Source organism: Pseudomonas kielensis, assembly GCF_014236655.1.
In the GTDB taxonomy this organism is placed as follows: domain Bacteria; phylum Pseudomonadota; class Gammaproteobacteria; order Pseudomonadales; family Pseudomonadaceae; genus Aquipseudomonas; species Aquipseudomonas kielensis.
The window spans coordinates 62730-78285 of record NZ_JACMYG010000027.1; the positions used below are offsets into that span (position 1 = coordinate 62730).

A 15556-nucleotide genomic window follows, 5' to 3' on the forward strand; every position below is an offset into this window, starting at 1 on the left:
CGCCCAGGCGGCTGAATAAGGAGATTCAATGCACGCCTTCCCCCTCCTCGACACCCAGCGCTTGCACCTGCGTGAGATCCAGATGGACGACGCGCCGCAATTGCTGGCGATTCATGGCGACGCCCAGGCCATGAAATGGTCCGGCAGGCACTGCGATTGGCTGATGCTGTCACACTTGCGCAGCGATCGCGCAAGCCCTCAAGTGGCGAGCTGATTGGCGAACTGCCCGACCGCGCTGACCACTTTCTGCGCGCCGTCCTGGATCTCGACAATCACTGTTCCCGCCTCGGCCGCCAACGCCAGACCTTGCTCGGCCTGGAGTTTGCCGTCGGTCATCAGCACCACCGCATCGCGCACCATGTCCTGGTTCTGACGCACCACCCCGACGATTTCATCGGTGGCTTTACTGGTCCGCGAAGCCAACTGCCGGACTTCGTCCGCGACGACGGCAAACCCCCGGCCCTGCTCGCCGGCGCGGGCCGCTTCAATGGCCGCGTTAAGCGCCAGCAGGTTGGTCTGCTCGGCAATGCCGCTGATGGTCTTGACGATGCTGCCGATCACCAGTGACTGCTCGTTCAGGGCCTCGATCCCTTCACCGGCCTGTTGCATATGGCGGGCCAGTTCGCGCATCACATCGACCGCCTGGGTCACCACCGCCGTGCCGCGCTGTGCGCTGCTGTCGGTCTGCAATGAGGTGGTGTACGCAATGTTTGCCGCCTCGGCGACCGCCTGCTCCTGATTGACCTGGTCGGTGATGATCGTCGCGAACTTGACGATTTTGTACAGATTTTCGTTGGCATCGCGCACCGGGTTGTAGGACGCCTCCAGCCAGACGACCCGACCGTGACCGTCGATCCGCTTGAAGCGGTCGGCGACGAACTCACCGGCGTTCAAGCGCTGCCAGAACGCGTGGTAGCCAGCACTCTGGTATTCCTGCGGTTCACAAAACAGGCGATGGTGCTGCCCCTTGATTTGCGCCAGGGTGTAGCCCATGCCGCTGAGGAACCGCTCGTTGGCCATCAACACATGGCCCCCCAGGTCGAACTCGATCACTGCGGTGGAGCGCACCAGCGCGCCGATCAGATTCTCGTGCTCGCGGGAGTTTTCGATGGTGCGGGTCAGGTCGCTGGCGTAAATCGAGACGTGCTTGACCCGCCCGTCCGGTCCACGCACCGGCTGGGAGATCGAGCGCAACCAGGCTTCTTCCCCGTTGCCGCGCAGCAAGCGCAGCGCACCGGCGAAGTGCTCGCCACGGGTCAAGGCATGGCGAAAGCGCAGGTGGAACTCGTCAGTCTTGACGTGCGGCGGGACGATGTCGTCGATCGGCCGGCCAATCAGTTCGTTGCCCTTGTAGCCCATTTGCTCGGCAAAATTGTGGTTGATCGCTTGCACGCGCCCATCCGGGTGCAGCGTGAGCACCAGCATCTCGCTGTCCAGACTTTCCTTCACTTGTTGAAGGCTGGAGAGTTCCTCGCGAAGAGCCGACAGCTCCTGCTTCAAGCGTTTGTTGAACATGGGGGGACACCAATGGGCCGGGGTGAGTGCATCGTTGTGCCTAGCCATCGGCCTTGTGCGAGGTTTCTGAAGAGCCCGGCCAGCGTGTTCGACAAAAATACTCGGCGATTGCGCCACGCCTCTGTTTGGGGCTGCCAGCAACCCGCTATAGTCGGCGCACCCCACACACAGGAGACGCCCGACATGGATCAATCACGCAAAGCGCTGTTCGAGGGTATCGCCCAGGCGCTGGGTCATCGTTTCGACGGTGAAATGCGCATTGGCGGCAACTACGTGCCGACGGTGCAACATGGCGATGAGGTGTACATCAGCGGGCAGATTCCGCGCATCGACAATACGGTGATGGTGGTGGGCCGCGTGGGCGCCGAGGTGTCGCTGGAGCAAGGCCGGTTGGCCGCGAAGATTTGCACGATGCGCGCCCTGGCCATCCTCACGCAGCAACTGGGCGACCTGGAGCGGATCCACAAGGTCTTGCGCATCAATGTCTACGTGCGCAGCGCCGAAGACTTCACCCAGCAAAGTGAAGTGGCGGACGGCGCCTCGGAGGTGCTGTACGGGATTTTCGCCGAGGCCGGCGTGCATACACGCACCTCGGTGGGGGTGTACCAGCTCCCCAAGGGCGCCGCGGTCGAAGTCGACATGATCGTCGCGCTCAAACCGCTGGTGGCGCCGCTGGATGAAGACTCGATCAGCGATTGACCACCCTCAGGGGCAGCAGGTCGCGCCAGCCGGCTGGGCGACCTGGGGCAGGCGCGAGCCGAAGTACAGTGCCGCACCGATACCCACGGCGCCCATCACGGCACAGAAGATCACGCAGATCCATGGGCTCCACGGCATCAGACCGATCAGCAACAGCGGTGTGATGCTGGCCCAGATCGCGTAGGCAATGTTGTAGGTGAAGGAGATCCCCGAGACGCGAATCCGTGCCGGGAACAGGTTGACCATCACCGACGGCACCGCGCCCACCACCCCACAACCGAGACCGGCAATCGCATAGGCCAGGCCGATCCACTGCGCTCCGCCAATCAGGCTGCTGTAGAGCACGCCGATGCCCAGGGGCAACAGCAGGCTATAGAGCATCACCGTACGCCAGGCACCGATCCGATCGACGATCAGGCCGGCGATCACGCAGCCGATGTTCAGGAATACGATGCCCAGGCTGCTCAGCGCAAAGGTGTGGCTGGCGGTCATGCCGAAGGTTTTCTGCATCATGGTCGGGGTGATGACCACGAAGGTGACCACCGCCGAGGTCAGTACGCAGGTGAGGATCACCGCCGGCAACATCGCCAGACGGTGCTCACGCAGCACCGTGCGCAACGGCAGCTCGACGTGCAGTTCACGGCTGGCCTGCATCGCCATGAACACCGGGGTCTCGTTGAGCCAGCGGCGCAACCACACGCCAAGCACGCCGAACACCCCGCCCAGCAGGAACGGATAACGCCAGGCGTAATCGAGGATTTCCGCTGGGGTGAAGGCCTGTGCCAGCAAGGTCGCCGTCAAGGCGCCGATCAGGTAACCAAACGTCAGCCCGGCCTGCAGGAATCCAAGGGCATACCCGCGGTGGCCGGCGGGCGCATGTTCGGCGACAAACACCCAGGCACTCGGCACTTCCCCGCCGACGGCGGCGCCCTGGAACACCCGCAGCACCAGCAGCAGCAACGGCGCGAAATATCCGATCTGGGCGTAGGTCGGCATGATCCCGATCAGCAGGCACGGCAGCGCCATCATCAGGATGCTCAAGCTGAAGACCTTCTTGCGCCCCAGCCGGTCGGCAAAGTGCGCCATCAGGATGCCACCCAGCGGCCGCGCCAGGTACCCGGTGACAAAGATCCCGAAGCTCTGCAGCAGACGCAGCCATTCGGGCATTTCCGGCGGAAAAAACAGTTGGCTGAGGGTCAGGGCGAAAAACACGAAAATGATGAAGTCGTAGATTTCCAGCGCCCCGCCCAGTGCCGCCAGGCCCAGGGTCTTGTAATCAGACCGGGAGAACGGGACGGGACGAGGGTCGGCAATGGCAGTCATAAACGGGCTCGAAAAATAGGCAAAAAATCACGGCGCCCATGGTCTACGCAAAAACGCTCCCGGACAACCCGTTACACCATAGTCCCAAGCTCATAAAACACCACTGGCGAAATGATTTCGGTGCCACTGTAAGTCATGGCTTACAGCATAAATGGCCGCCCTCCCCTGTCAGGGCTGACAGTAGACGGTCTGTGTCATTTGCGAGACGCTTGAGCACTACTCAAGCGCTGCAGGGCTGACAGGATGCCCCGTCTGCGGCTGTCGCAGGCTTGAACCAGGCAGGGATGTCTATGAAACCCCAGGTCAATGCCCAGTCTTTATTGAACGGATGCCTCTACCCCTTTGAGGGGCTCAGCCCCGAGCAGGGCTACCCCTCCATGGCCGACTTCATTGTGGAGTCCGGCCACAGCGCGAAAGGCCGGGGAGTCATGGCCCTGCGTCACTTTCAGCGGATTACCCGGATGTGCCGGGTATCCGGACAGTTGGTCCACGCCCCCCAGTTGCACAGCGTCCAGTTGGCAGCGGGCATTCACGTCTACGACCCTTACTTCTGCGGACGACTGCGCCACTCCTGCGACCCCAACGTCTTCCTCGACATGAGCGAGCTCTGGCTATGGGCGCTACAGGACATTACGCCGGGCAGCCCACTGTGCATGGACTATGTCAGCACCGAAGCCACCTTGTTGCGCCAGTTTGCCTGTGAATGCGGCTCGCCCCGCTGCCGTGGCTGGATCACCGGTTACGATGAACAGCCCAGCACCGAGGGGTGGCTTTTCCTGCAGCGATGGCATCGCCATGGCCTCTGCTGAACGCCCGCCTGGGGTGTGCTAGAGGGCACCCACCGGGCGCAAGCGATACTGCGGCGGCAGTTGCTCGAAACCACTGATGGTGGCGTTCAGGCTCTTCCAGCGGCCATCCTTGATGCCATAGATGCAGCCGTGGATCGACAGGCTCTGCCCGCGATGCCAGGCATTTTGCACGATGCTGGTATGGCCGACGTTGGCCACTTGCTGGATCACGTTCAGCTCGCAGAGACGGTCGACCCGCTCTTCTTCAGTCGGCAATTGGGCCAACGCTTCGCGGTGCTCGTAGTAGAGGTCGCGGATCGAGCGCAGCCAACCGTCGATCAGCCCCAACTGACGGTCCTGCATCGACGCCCGCACCCCGCCACAGCCGTAATGGCCGGTGACCAGGATGTGTTTGACCTTGAGCACATCGACTGCGTACTGGATCACCGACAGGCAGTTGAGGTCGGTGTGCAGCACGACGTTGGCCACATTACGGTGCACGAACAGGTCGCCGGGCAGCATGCCGACGATCTCGTTGGCCGGCACGCGCGCATCGGAGCAGCCGATCCACAGGTATTCAGGCGTCTGCTGGCGGGCCAGTTTGGCGAAGAAGTCAGGATCTTCCTGCTTGATCGCATCAGCCCAGCGCTCGTTGTTATCAATCAGATCTTGTAATTCGTTCATGTTCTGAAGCCTCAAGAATGATGCGCTGGTTTGACACCCCAGCGTGCGTCGGGGTCACGCCGTTATTAGGGCAAATGGCTTGGAATCTTCAAGGGTAGCGCCTGTCCACCCTATAAGCCCCCACATTATGAGGATTTGCCATGACTGATTCACGACGTCCGTATGGAGCGGTACAACCCGAGCCTATCGACGACAACGAAGACCGCATGGGCTCGATGCGTGAACTGGACTTCGATGAGGAGCCCTCCAACGCCATCCTGCGCGATGAATTGCCCGAACACCTGCGCAAGCCGACCGCCCCGCGCCAGCCTGCAGTTGAAGCAGGTCTGCACGAGACCACGACCGATGACGACGAATCCACCGATGATGACCTGACCCCAGGCAACCTGATTCGTGAAGACGGCGCACGGGACGCCCAGGACGTCGGCGAAGGCAATCAGGCCGATTGGGACTTGAGCATCGTAGATGAGGACGAGATTGGCGGCGGCAATGGCCTGGATGAAGCGGAGCTGGCGCGGCGCGATCCGGTCGACGGCAATCGCTAGTACGCCTTCGCGGGCAAACGTCAGGCTTGCCCGCACAGTTCAAAGGGCTCAGTCGACCAGGGTACAGGCCATGACCACGGCGTCTTCACGCCCACCGACCGCTGGGTAGTAATCGCGGCGCCGTCCCACTTCGTTGAAGCCGTAACGTTCATACAGGCGGAAAGCCGCGCGGTTGCTGTCGCGCACTTCGAGGAAGCATTCACGTGCTTGTGCCTTGTAGGCAATCGACATCAGGTGCTCGAGCAAGGTCAGGCCCAGGCCGCGTCCCTGGTTTTCCGGCTTGACCGTGATATTGAGCAGGTGCGCTTCATCGAGGATGATCTGCACCACCCCGTGGCCCACCTGCTGCTGCCCCTCGAACATCAGCCAGATCTGGTACTTGCCCAGGCCATCGAGAAAGATCCCACGGGTCCAGGGATGGCTGAACGCCGCGTATTCGATTTTCAGTACGGCGTCCAGGTCGGCTTCGGTCATCGGGCGGAACGATACAGCGTCACTCATTTGATTCTTTCCAGCGCGCCATCAGCCGACGCATGGCTTGCCAGACATCAGCCTTACGCTGTGGCTCTTCCATTAATAATTCCAGGCCAGGCAGCGCCCAGACCGACCCCAGGCCTTCGACCTGAAGTTCGCGATTGTACGCCTGTGCATCCGCCTCGCCGGCGAAACGCACGGCCGGCAGGCCGATCAGCCACAGGCAGACGCAAGGTTCGTCTTCCAGGCGCGCCGAAACAAAGCCCTGGACGAAGTCCCGCGCCGCTTCCGGCCCCTGGTCCATGGTGCCCCGTGTCAACAGCGGCCAACGCACCGGCTCACCGACGATCTGTGGACTGTCCGGCAGGCCGGCGGCGCGCAACATGTCCTTGAGCAGCAGGTAGGCCGGGTCACGCGTCTGGAACGTATCACCTGTGGGTAACTCCACCAGCAGCAGGCAACGGCCGGCACGCAACAATTGCAGGGCAAACCGCGGTGGCGGCACGACCGGGGCCTTGGCCACGGTGGGGGCGGCCTCTTCCTCGACCTTGGCGTGGGTCCGGGTACTGGCCAGCGACGGGCGCGGCACTTCGATCCTCGGGCGCGCCGCGGGGGCGGTGATCGGCTCGACCGCGACGGCGGCCTTGGCCACCGGCACAGGCGCAGCGCCCGGCTCTGGGGGCTCGACGAGCAACGGCTCGACCCACTCCAGCAACTCGGGCCGCGAAGGGGCGGCAAAGGGCAATTCTGTACGCGGCAGCCAGTTGACCACCTGCATGGCGGTCAAATAAGCGCGGCGACGGGACTCGATTAGCAAAGGTCGGCCACTTGTGGATAACTTAAAGTGCAGGGATTCTACCGCCCTTCGCCGAAGATCGCCCGCAGTAGAGCAGAGAAAAACGACAGTCCGTCCCGTCGATCTGCCGAGGGGGATTCCCATTGCCTGCGATGCAGTACAATCGCTGCTTTTAATCGCCAACCAGCCGGCCAATCCAATGATCGAACCCAAGCGCGTCTTGCGCGCCCTCGCCGAACACTGGGCACTTCTGGAGCCACTGTGTGAGCATTTCGACCAAGGCACCCTGAGCCTCAACGAACTGCGCACGCAATTGGCCGCCCAGCAACTGGACAGCACGCCACAGGACATCACCAGCCTGCTGGATGTGTGGATCCGCCTCGACATTCTGGTTCCGGTGGCAAAAAGCCCGAACCGCTTTGAACTGAACGCGCAGATCCACGATTTCCTGGCCTACCTGCGCCGCGAGCACCGCTTGGGCCTGTGCCTGGAAATCGAAGCCTACTTGCGGCACCTGGAGCGGCTGGCCGGCTACATCCAAGACGCCTTCGACATTCGCGATGGCAACGACCTGGCGCGCCAGTTGCGCTTGCTCGACATGCGCGTACGCGATGTGTTGAAAAAACTCGCCAACGACGAACAGGCCCTGGTGGCCGTCGCCGAGCGGGCCAAGACCAGCGACCGGCAGATTCCCTTGCGCCAGCGTTATGCCGAAGTACTGGCGACCTGGGACGAGTATGTCGAGCCAATGATCCAGTTGGTCAACGCCGACGGCGCCTTCGAACAAGGCGTGCGCAAGGTCGAGAACGTCCTGCTCAAGATGCTCACCGAGCAGCAGCGCCTGGGCCATCTGGTCGACGACGACATGCTCCTGCGCACCCACGCGCGCATCCTTGAAATGCAGACCAGCGCCCAACTGACCCTGCGCCACGCCCGCGAGTTGTTGCTGCCGCTGCGCGAAGAAGCCCGCCGGCACAACGCCGTGACACGTGGCGCGGCACTGGCCCTGTCGATGATCCGGCGCAAGGGCATCGACGCGGTGCCACAAGCGGCGATGCCGATGTTCACTCGCCCGCAAAGCACCTTCCTTGGCAGTGCCAGCCAGGTGGAAGCCTATGTCTACGCCCTGGCGCGTTTCGAGCCAAAGCCTGCGCGTTTCCCCAAGGCCCACAAAGTCCAGACCGGCGAAGCCCCGCGTGCACCACGTACGGTCCGGGAAATGCTCGAGCGCTGCGAAGACGCCCTGCCGATGCCAGACCTGATGACCTGGCTGCTGGAGCAGGAACCCGATGGCGCAACCGACGAGTTGCTGTATTGGTTCTCGCGCCTGTCGCGGGATAAACGCTTCAAGCGCGAGCGCCTGGAACGCCGCGATTACCACACTCACGAGCATCAGGTCAGCCTGCGCTCCTTCGCCCTGCTCTCGGCAGGCTCTGACGCCAGCGAGAATTCTGCGAGCACTTCCCATGCATCTTGATCTATCCGAACTGTCTCAGCTGGCGCCGATCTTTCGCGAGCTGTTCAAGGGTTATCACGTCAGCCGTCGCGATCCTGAGCTGTACGCGCAGTTGTCGAATTTTCAGGACCAGTACCGCACCTTGTTCCGAGCCCTGGGTTTTGAACTGGTGTGCGATACCCGAGGCTTCTACTACTTTGTGCCGGACCTCGCCGCCGCGGCCGTGAACAAGACGGCCCAGCGCCTGGCGTTGTTCACCTTCATCCTGGTCGAACACCTGGCCGACCAGGGCCGCGATCCGATCGCCGTGCTCGACGGCGGTAGCCTGGGCCGCGATGAACTGCCGTCGTTGCTGGAAAAATACCGCGACCTGTTCATCCAGGCCGAAGTGCAGACCGTGGAAGAACTCGAAGAAAAGATCATGCGGCGCATGACCCAGCTCGGTTTTGCCGGGGAAGAGAACGGCATCTACCGTTTCCTGCCACCGATGCACCGCTTCCTCGACGTGTGCCTGTCGGTGCAGCAGGACCGCGACCTAGCCGCCAGCCTGCACAGCGTGCTGCCATTGCCGGCGCCGGTGCTGATTGACGACGACAGCGACGAAAAATTGCTGCAGACCGATGATCCGCTGGACCTCAGCGACTTCGCCGAAGACAGTGAAGAAGATGCCTTGGCCCGTGCCATTGCCGAAGAACAGGAGCTCGACGCATGAGCAAGGAACGCTACGGCATTCGCCGCTTTGCCCTTCTGAATACCGCAGGTTACAGCCTCGGCCTGTTCCCGCTGGAAGAGCCGCTGTCGGTCTATGGGGCGAACAACCTGGGCAAGTCCGCCTCGATCAACGCCCTGCAGTTCCCGATCCTGGCGCGCATGTCGGACATGAGTTTCGGCAAGTACAGCCTGGAACAATCGCGGCGTTTCTACTTCGCCTCCGACACCAGCTACATCCTGGTGGAGGTCTCGCTGCCCCACGGTCCGCATGTGATCGGCGTGGTCGGTCGTGGGCCGGGCGGCGGTTTTGGCCACCAGTTCTTCGCTTACGCCGGCAAGCTGGACCTGGCCCACTACCAGAAAAACGACACGTGCCTGCGCCAGAAAGAATTGTTCAGCAACCTGGAGCGCGAAGGCCTCAAGGCCTACGAGTTGAAACCGGATGAACTGCGGCGCCTGCTGGTAGGCGGTCACACGTCGATCCCGCTGGACCTGACCCTGATTCCGCTGCGCTCCACCAGTGAGCAGAGCCTGAAGACTTTCCGGGCGCTGTTCATCAACCTGCTGCACATGCGGGAAATCACCGCGGCCAAGCTCAAGCAACTGTTCCTCGATGCCTTCGAGCACAGCCTGCGCTCCGGCAGCGTCGATTACATCGCGGCGTGTGAAGAAGCCTTCCGCGATGTACGCCGCATGGAGCAGGACTACAACTCACTGGTTACCGCCGGCCCCTTGGTCGAAGCCCTGTCGGCAGGCGTAACCCAGCGCAATATTTTGCGCGGCAAGTTGCACCGCATCTCGCCGCTGCTCGATTCCCTGCTGGGCACCTGGTCGGACTACGCCAGTGCGCGCAAGGAAGAACTGACGATCCAGGCCGAGCACTACCGCAACGAGCAGGACGCCCTGCAAAACGATCAGCGTGGCGGCACGCAGGAGCTGATGCGCCTGGAACGCGAGATCACCGGCATCCAGCGCTGGCTCGGCGAGTTGTCGGTGCTCAAGCATCGTTTCGCGTTGGTCGAAGACGTCAAAGTCCTGGAGCAGCAACTGCTGGCAGCCAAGGATGCCCACGATGAACTGGCCGGCGCCCTGGCCCAGTCCCGGCAGTTCAGCGCCGAAGACCTGGAAGAGCGCCTGCGGGACCTGGAAAAGCGCCTGAAGTCGGTCAAGCAGCAACTCGATCACGCCGACAACAACAGCTATGCGCGCCTGCGCGAAGAGTTTTCGCAACAGGACGTCGAACGCCTGATGCGCCTGTTCAACAGCGCGCTGTTCAGCCTGCCGTTGGGTGAGCACGGTATTACGCTGGACGAGGACGGTCAGTGGGTCAAATCCCTGGAGCTGATTCTCGACGGCTTCAAGGGTGAGCGTTTCGACGTGCCGGGGCTGTCCATCGACATTTCCCACATCGAACCGCCCGCCCTGCAAGCCTTGGCTGACCGCGCCGCATTGCGCGACCAGAAAGAGCGCCTGGACAAAGAACTCAAGCAACTGAAAACCCAGCAGGCCGTCGCCGCGGACCGCGCTGCCAGCAAGACCCAGACTGAAGCGTTGTACCAGCAGGTACTGGACGCGCAAAAAGCCCTGGAGGACTTCCGTCGCGCGCAGACCCTGAGCGCCGAAGAAGGCGACAAGCTTGAGCAACTGGCGCAGATGGAAGCGGCCCAGGACGAGTTGAAGCGCTCCAGCGATGCCTTCACCGAACGCGTCCAGCAACTGTCGGCCAAGCTGCAACTGGTCGGCCGGCAGATCGGCGACATGGAAGCCAAGCAACGCACCCTCGACGACGCCCTGCGCCGCCGCCAGTTGTTGCCGGCCGACCTGCCGTTCGGCACGCCGTTCATGGACCCGATCGACGATTCCATGGACAACCTGTTGCCGCTGCTCAATGACTACCAGGACAGTTGGCAGGGCTTGCTGCGTGTCGACGGCCAGATCGACGCCTTGTACGCCCAGGTTCGCCTCAAGGGCGTGGCCAAGTTCGACAGCGAAGACGACATGGAGCGGCGCCTGCAATTGCTGATCAACGCTTACGCCCACCGTACCGATGAAGCCCTGACCCTGGGCAAGGCCCGGCGTGCGGCCGTCACCGACATCGCCCGGACACTGCGCAATATCCGCAGCGACTACGACAGCCTCGAACACCAGTTGGCGCTGTTCAACCGCGAGATCAACAAGCGCCAGGTGTCCAACCTGCAGAGCTTTCGCATCGTCCTGGCGCCGAACAAGGAAGCCCTCAAGCACATTGACCAGATCATCCACAGTGCCGGTCAGTACGAGGAAGGCGAAACCCTGTCGGTGTTCGACCTGAGCCAGAGTGCCGAGCAGGACAACAAGAACGAGGAGGCCAAGGAGTACCTGGCGCGCCTGGTGGCGGCGAACCACAACCAGCTCGGCCTCAAGGACCTGTTCGAGCTGGCGTTCGAGATTACCAAGGTCAATGGCCAGCCGGTGATCCACACCGACATCGATGGCGCCGCGTCCAACGGCACTACGATGACCATCAAGGCGCTGACCAACATGTATTTGTTGCTGCACTTAATGGACCGCGACCAGGCCGGGCGGGTGCGTTTGCCGTACTACCTCGACGAAGCCGCGGACATCGATGAGAAGAACCAGGCCGCCCTGCTGGAAACCAGCCTGCAACTGGGCTTTGTGCCGATCTTGGCCAGCGTCAAGCCACAGGTCTGCGCCAGTGTGGCGATTGACCTGGAAGGTGGCAGCGGGCCGAACGGGATCTACATCGACGAGGCAGACTGGAAGTACATTCGCCGGCATGACGAGGTGAAACCGGCAGTCAGCGTCGAGTCGACCGAAGCCGAGCTGGACGCCGTCTAAGCGCTCAACTGGTGCCTCAACAAAAAGGCCGCGATCCATTGGATCGCGGCCTTTTTGTTCAGCGGGTTTTGGCTTACTTGCCGAGGGAGATCTTCGGCGCCCACTCCAGCCATTCGTCTTCGAACTTGTCGAACAACGGGAAGGTCTGCTGCGGCCGCGCCGGGTTACCCATGCGTTCGCCATCCGGCGTGGCGAAGGCAACGCCGCCCTGGATCAGGGTTTCCAGGGATTCGGTGCGCACGGTCGCGCCCTTGAACAGGCTGTAATCCAGGCCAAAACCGCTGGTGTTCCAGAAGCGCGTACCGCTGCGTACCAGTGGCGCGTACTTCGGCTCGATGAGGATGTGGATCAACACCCGGTCCGCAGTCTGCCCCAGCTCGTAACCGGTGACCTTGCCCACCGTGATTTCCCGGTAGGTCACCGGCACCCCGATTTTCAGCGAGCCACGGCGCGCGGCGCTCAGCACCAGGCTCAGGCCGGCCTCTTGCGCGGTGGCTTCAGGTGGCTGTGGCAGGGCAACGAAGTTCTTTTGCGGGCCGAGGTTTTTCACCGCCGGCTGCACTTCGATGTACTGCCCGGTCACCAGGGTTTCCAGATTGGAGGTCTTGATCAGGCCCAATTGCGGCTTGACCACCCAGAACTGGCTGCCCACCCGGGCAATGCGTTCCGGCACTACGGTGATGCGCGCGGTGAGCAGCACCGATTGCAGGTCGTCGCTGAGGTCAACGTCTTCCACCTTGCCGACGTCCAGGCCTTTGTAGCGAATCGGCGTGCCATTGCGCAGACCGTCGCCGCGGTCGAGCTTGAGGGTGATCACGGTGCCTTTCTCCATCGCCTCGTCATGGCTGGTGAACAGACGGAAGCGCGGAATTCGTTTTTGCAGCGGCGCCTTGGCTTCCGGGGTCTCGAACGCAATCCCGCCGGCCATCAGGCTTTGCAGGGATTCGCTCTTGACCTGGATCCCGCCGGTGAGACCACCGGTGAGGGTGATGCCGCTGGCATTCCAGAAACGCGTGGAGGCATTGACCAGGCCTTCGTATTCCTTCTCGATGTGCACGCCGATGACCAATTGCTTTTTGGTCCGCGAGAACTGATAGCTCTGCACCGAGCCGACCTTGACCTGTTTGTAGAGAATCGGGCTGCCAACCTCCAGCGAACCGAGGTTCTCGGTGAACAGCACCAGGTGCAGGCCCGGAGAGCGCAGATCCAGTGGCGGCGCCTTCGGCCGTGCCTCGAACTCGCGCTTGGGCGGGCTACCCTTGTCGCCCGGACGCACGGCGATGTAGTTACCCTTGACCAGGGCTTCCAGGCCAGTAATACCGGCCAGGGAAATCGACGGCTTGACCACCCAGAACTGCGTGCCATCGACCAGGTAATCTTCAGCCAGTGGGTCGAGGGTCAGTTCGGCGGTGGCGCTGGACAGGTCGGAGTCGACCTTCAGGGCCTTGAGGTTGCCGACCTGAATGCCTTTGTACATGACCGGCGTACGGCCGGCTTGCAGGCCTTCGAAATCGCTGAGCTTGACCTTGACCCGGATACCCGCCTGGGCGGCGTCGAAGTCTTCATACAGACGGAACGGCAGGCTCGGGTCGGTGGGCGGGCTGTCCTTGCGGTTTTCCGGCGTGGCAAAGGCGATACCGCCGGCCACGATGCTGGCCAGCGACTCGCTGCGCACCTTCACACCCGACAGGTTGGCGTCGATGCTGATCCCGCTGGCATTCCAGAAACGCGTGTGTTTGCGCACCAGATTGGCGTAGGTGGGCTCAATGAAGACCTTGATCTCGACAGTGCTCTGGTCCTCGGACAGCAGGTAGCTCTTCACCTGACCGACCTGGATCTGCTTGTAGAACACCGGGCTGCCGCGGTTCAGCGAGCCCAGGCGATCGGCCTTGATGGTCAGGTGCAGGCCCGGTTTGGAGTCCGACAGGGGCGGCTCTTGGGCGAGGGCCTTGAACTTGCGGGTCGGTTCGCCCTCACCCGGGCTGATCGCCACATAGTTACCCGAGACCAGGGTTTCCAGACCGGTAATACCGGCCAGGGTTACGCTGGGCTTGACCAGCCAGAAGCGCGTGCTGGTCTTCAGGTACTGCTCGACGTCCTTGTTCATTTCGACCGTGGCGATTACCCCACGGCTCTTGCCTTCATCATCGAGGGTCAGGCTTTTGACCTTGCCCACCGACATGCCTTTGTAGACCACTTCGGTCTTGTTGGCCTGAATGCCTTCACCGCTTTCGAAGCGGATTTGGACCTGGATCCCGGTCTCGTTATAGGCACGCCAGCCCAGCCACCCACCAATCACCAAGGCGATCAGGGGCAACACCCAGATGGCCGACCAGTTGGAAGCCGGTCGGGTTTTAGCTTTAGGCAAATCAGTCATGGTCGTCGTCCGACTCCGTGTTATCCCAAATCAGTCGGGGATCGAAAGTTACTGCAGCAAGCATTGTCAAAATCACCACACTGGCGAAGGCCACTGCACCGAGATTGGCCTCGATGGTGGCGAGCCGACCAAAGTTGACCACTGCCACCAGAATCGCGATGACAAAGATGTCGAGCATTGACCAGCGGCCAATGAACTCAATGAAGCGGTACATCAGGATGCGTTGCCGCGCGGATAAAGGCTGGCGGCGCTGCACCGAAAACAGCAGCAGGGCGATGCCGACAAGCTTGAAGGTCGGCACCAGGATACTGGCGACAAACACCACCGCGGCGATGGGAATCATCCCGTGCTGCACCAGGGTGATCACGCCGGACATGATCGTATCGCCTTGGCCCTGCCCCAGGGCGCTGACTGTCATGATGGGCAACAGATTGGCGGGTATATACAGAATCGCGGCGGTGATCAACAGCGCCCAGGTGCGCGCCAGGCTGTTGGGTCGGCGGGCATGGACCATCGCGCCACAGCGCGTGCAGGTCTGCTCGTCGGTGTCGGGTTCCTGTTTGTTCAACTGATGGCACTCAGCACAAATCAGAATGCCTGCATCAATCGCCCGCATGAGCATCCTCCCCGGATAACGCTTCCCAGATCTGGTGCGGTGACATCACCACCTCAAGCCAGACCTGAACCAACAGCAAGCTGATAAAACACCCCAGGCCCAAGCCAATGGTGATGGACGCCAGGTCAGCGAGTTTGACGATGGCCACCAGCACCCCCATCAAATAAACCTCGAGCATCCCCCAATCCCGCAGATGGTGATAAATGCGGTAGAGCAGCAGGCCATAGCTGCGTCCGATATCAAATCGAATGCTCAACAATACCAATAACTGACAGAGCAACTTGAGCAGGGGGATCCCCATGCTGCACAGGAACACCACGACCGCCACGCCTTGCATGCCGGTATCAAACAGGCCGACAACACCACTCCAGACCGTGTCGTGTGACGTCTGCCCGAGTAGATTGAGTTCCATGATCGGTAAAAAGTTCGCAGGGACGAACAACAACAGCGCAGCGATCACCAGTGCGAGGCTACGCTCCACGACATTGTGCCGATGGGCGTAGAGCTCATAACCGCAACGCGGGCATAAGGCTTTCTCGTCATGAGCGAGGTGTGGCTTGCGCATCAGCAAGTCGCATTCATGACACGCCACCAAGTTGTCCAGCGGTAAATCTGACAGCCCGCAGGCGTCAACCGGATCCGGCATAGAGGGCTCTGATTGTGAAAATAAGGGCTCTATTCTAGTGTTCTGACTGAGAAATAACTGCGCAATTTTGTGTCGATCCTGCAATGAA

Annotated in this window: 15 protein-coding genes; 7 read left to right on the plus strand and 8 right to left on the minus strand. The window is 61.7% G+C overall.

Annotation, left to right across the window (positions count from 1 at the left end; all coding sequences use genetic code 11):
• Positions 1 to 28 precede the first annotated feature (28 nt).
• Positions 29 to 214: a GNAT family N-acetyltransferase gene (locus H7995_RS21685; RefSeq protein ID WP_178117368.1), complete on the plus strand. Its 186-nt coding sequence runs from the start codon at positions 29 to 31 to the stop codon at positions 212 to 214.
• Here the strand turns inward: H7995_RS21685 and H7995_RS21690 are convergent.
• On the minus strand, positions 199 to 1515 hold the full coding sequence (locus H7995_RS21690; RefSeq protein WP_166589789.1) for a methyl-accepting chemotaxis protein: 1317 nt from the start codon (positions 1513 to 1515) through the stop codon (positions 199 to 201). The genes H7995_RS21685 and H7995_RS21690 overlap by 16 nt on opposite strands.
• A 183-nt stretch (positions 1516 to 1698) precedes the next feature.
• Between H7995_RS21690 and H7995_RS21695 the strand changes: the two genes are divergently transcribed.
• Positions 1699 to 2214, plus strand: a complete 516-nt coding sequence (locus tag H7995_RS21695) for a RidA family protein (RefSeq protein ID WP_166589790.1) — start codon at positions 1699 to 1701, stop codon at positions 2212 to 2214.
• Between the two features lie 6 nt (positions 2215 to 2220).
• Here the strand turns inward: H7995_RS21695 and H7995_RS21700 are convergent, their stop codons facing one another.
• Positions 2221 to 3537, minus strand: a complete 1317-nt coding sequence (locus tag H7995_RS21700) for an MFS transporter (RefSeq protein WP_166589791.1) — start codon at positions 3535 to 3537, stop codon at positions 2221 to 2223.
• Positions 3538 to 3827: 290 nt separating this feature from the next.
• Between H7995_RS21700 and H7995_RS21705 the strand changes: the two genes are divergently transcribed.
• Positions 3828 to 4346, plus strand: coding sequence for an SET domain-containing protein-lysine N-methyltransferase (locus tag H7995_RS21705; protein WP_185818829.1), 519 nt, complete (start codon positions 3828 to 3830; stop codon positions 4344 to 4346).
• A gap of 18 nt (positions 4347 to 4364) precedes the next feature.
• Here H7995_RS21705 and can read toward each other — a convergent pair whose 3' ends face one another.
• Positions 4365 to 5009 carry a carbonate dehydratase gene (gene can / locus H7995_RS21710; protein WP_166589792.1) on the minus strand — a complete coding sequence of 215 codons (645 nt, stop codon included), beginning with the start codon at positions 5007 to 5009 and terminating at the stop codon, positions 4365 to 4367.
• A gap of 140 nt (positions 5010 to 5149) precedes the next feature.
• Between can and H7995_RS21715 the strand changes: the two genes are divergently transcribed.
• Positions 5150 to 5554 carry a serine kinase/phosphatase gene (locus tag H7995_RS21715; RefSeq protein WP_166589793.1) on the plus strand — a complete coding sequence of 135 codons (405 nt, stop codon included), beginning with the start codon at positions 5150 to 5152 and terminating at the stop codon, positions 5552 to 5554.
• Between the two features lie 48 nt (positions 5555 to 5602).
• Here H7995_RS21715 and rimI read toward each other — a convergent pair whose 3' ends face one another.
• A complete protein-coding gene (gene rimI, locus H7995_RS21720; RefSeq protein ID WP_095169027.1) occupies positions 5603 to 6055 on the minus strand; it encodes a ribosomal protein S18-alanine N-acetyltransferase in 453 nt (150 codons plus the stop codon).
• On the minus strand, positions 6048 to 6806 hold the full coding sequence (locus tag H7995_RS21725) for an energy transducer TonB (protein ID WP_178117374.1): 759 nt from the start codon (positions 6804 to 6806) through the stop codon (positions 6048 to 6050). Before H7995_RS21725 ends, rimI begins: the two co-directional genes overlap by 8 nt.
• Before the next feature lie 217 nt (positions 6807 to 7023).
• Between H7995_RS21725 and mksB the strand changes: the two genes are divergently transcribed.
• Genes mksB through mksF form a run of 3 tightly spaced genes read left to right on the plus strand, consistent with a single transcriptional unit; the run spans position 7024 to position 11829 of the window.
• On the plus strand, positions 7024 to 8301 hold the full coding sequence (gene mksB / locus H7995_RS21730; protein WP_166589795.1) for an Mks condensin complex protein MksB: 1278 nt from the start codon (positions 7024 to 7026) through the stop codon (positions 8299 to 8301).
• Positions 8291 to 8992, plus strand: coding sequence for an Mks condensin complex protein MksE (gene mksE, locus H7995_RS21735; protein WP_095169029.1), 702 nt, complete (start codon positions 8291 to 8293; stop codon positions 8990 to 8992). Before mksB ends, mksE begins: the two co-directional genes overlap by 11 nt.
• Positions 8989 to 11829 (plus strand): Mks condensin complex protein MksF, encoded by a 2841-nt coding sequence (gene mksF, locus H7995_RS21740; RefSeq protein WP_166589796.1) that lies wholly within the window; start codon positions 8989 to 8991, stop codon positions 11827 to 11829. Before mksE ends, mksF begins: the two co-directional genes overlap by 4 nt.
• 73 nt (positions 11830 to 11902) lie before the next feature.
• Here the strand turns inward: mksF and H7995_RS21745 are convergent, their stop codons facing one another.
• From H7995_RS21745 to H7995_RS21755, 3 genes are read right to left on the minus strand one after another with little or no spacing between them, the layout of a single operon-like run.
• The gene (locus H7995_RS21745) at positions 11903 to 14206 is read right to left on the minus strand and encodes a PqiB family protein (RefSeq protein WP_185818826.1); all 2304 of its coding nucleotides are present in this window, start codon (positions 14204 to 14206) and stop codon (positions 11903 to 11905) included.
• Positions 14199 to 14822 (minus strand): paraquat-inducible protein A, encoded by a 624-nt coding sequence (locus H7995_RS21750; protein ID WP_185818827.1) that lies wholly within the window; start codon positions 14820 to 14822, stop codon positions 14199 to 14201. Before H7995_RS21750 ends, H7995_RS21745 begins: the two co-directional genes overlap by 8 nt.
• Positions 14809 to 15468, minus strand: a complete 660-nt coding sequence (locus H7995_RS21755) for a paraquat-inducible protein A (protein ID WP_166589800.1) — start codon at positions 15466 to 15468, stop codon at positions 14809 to 14811. The genes H7995_RS21750 and H7995_RS21755 overlap by 14 nt, the downstream gene beginning before the upstream one ends.
• Positions 15469 to 15556 lie beyond the last annotated feature (88 nt).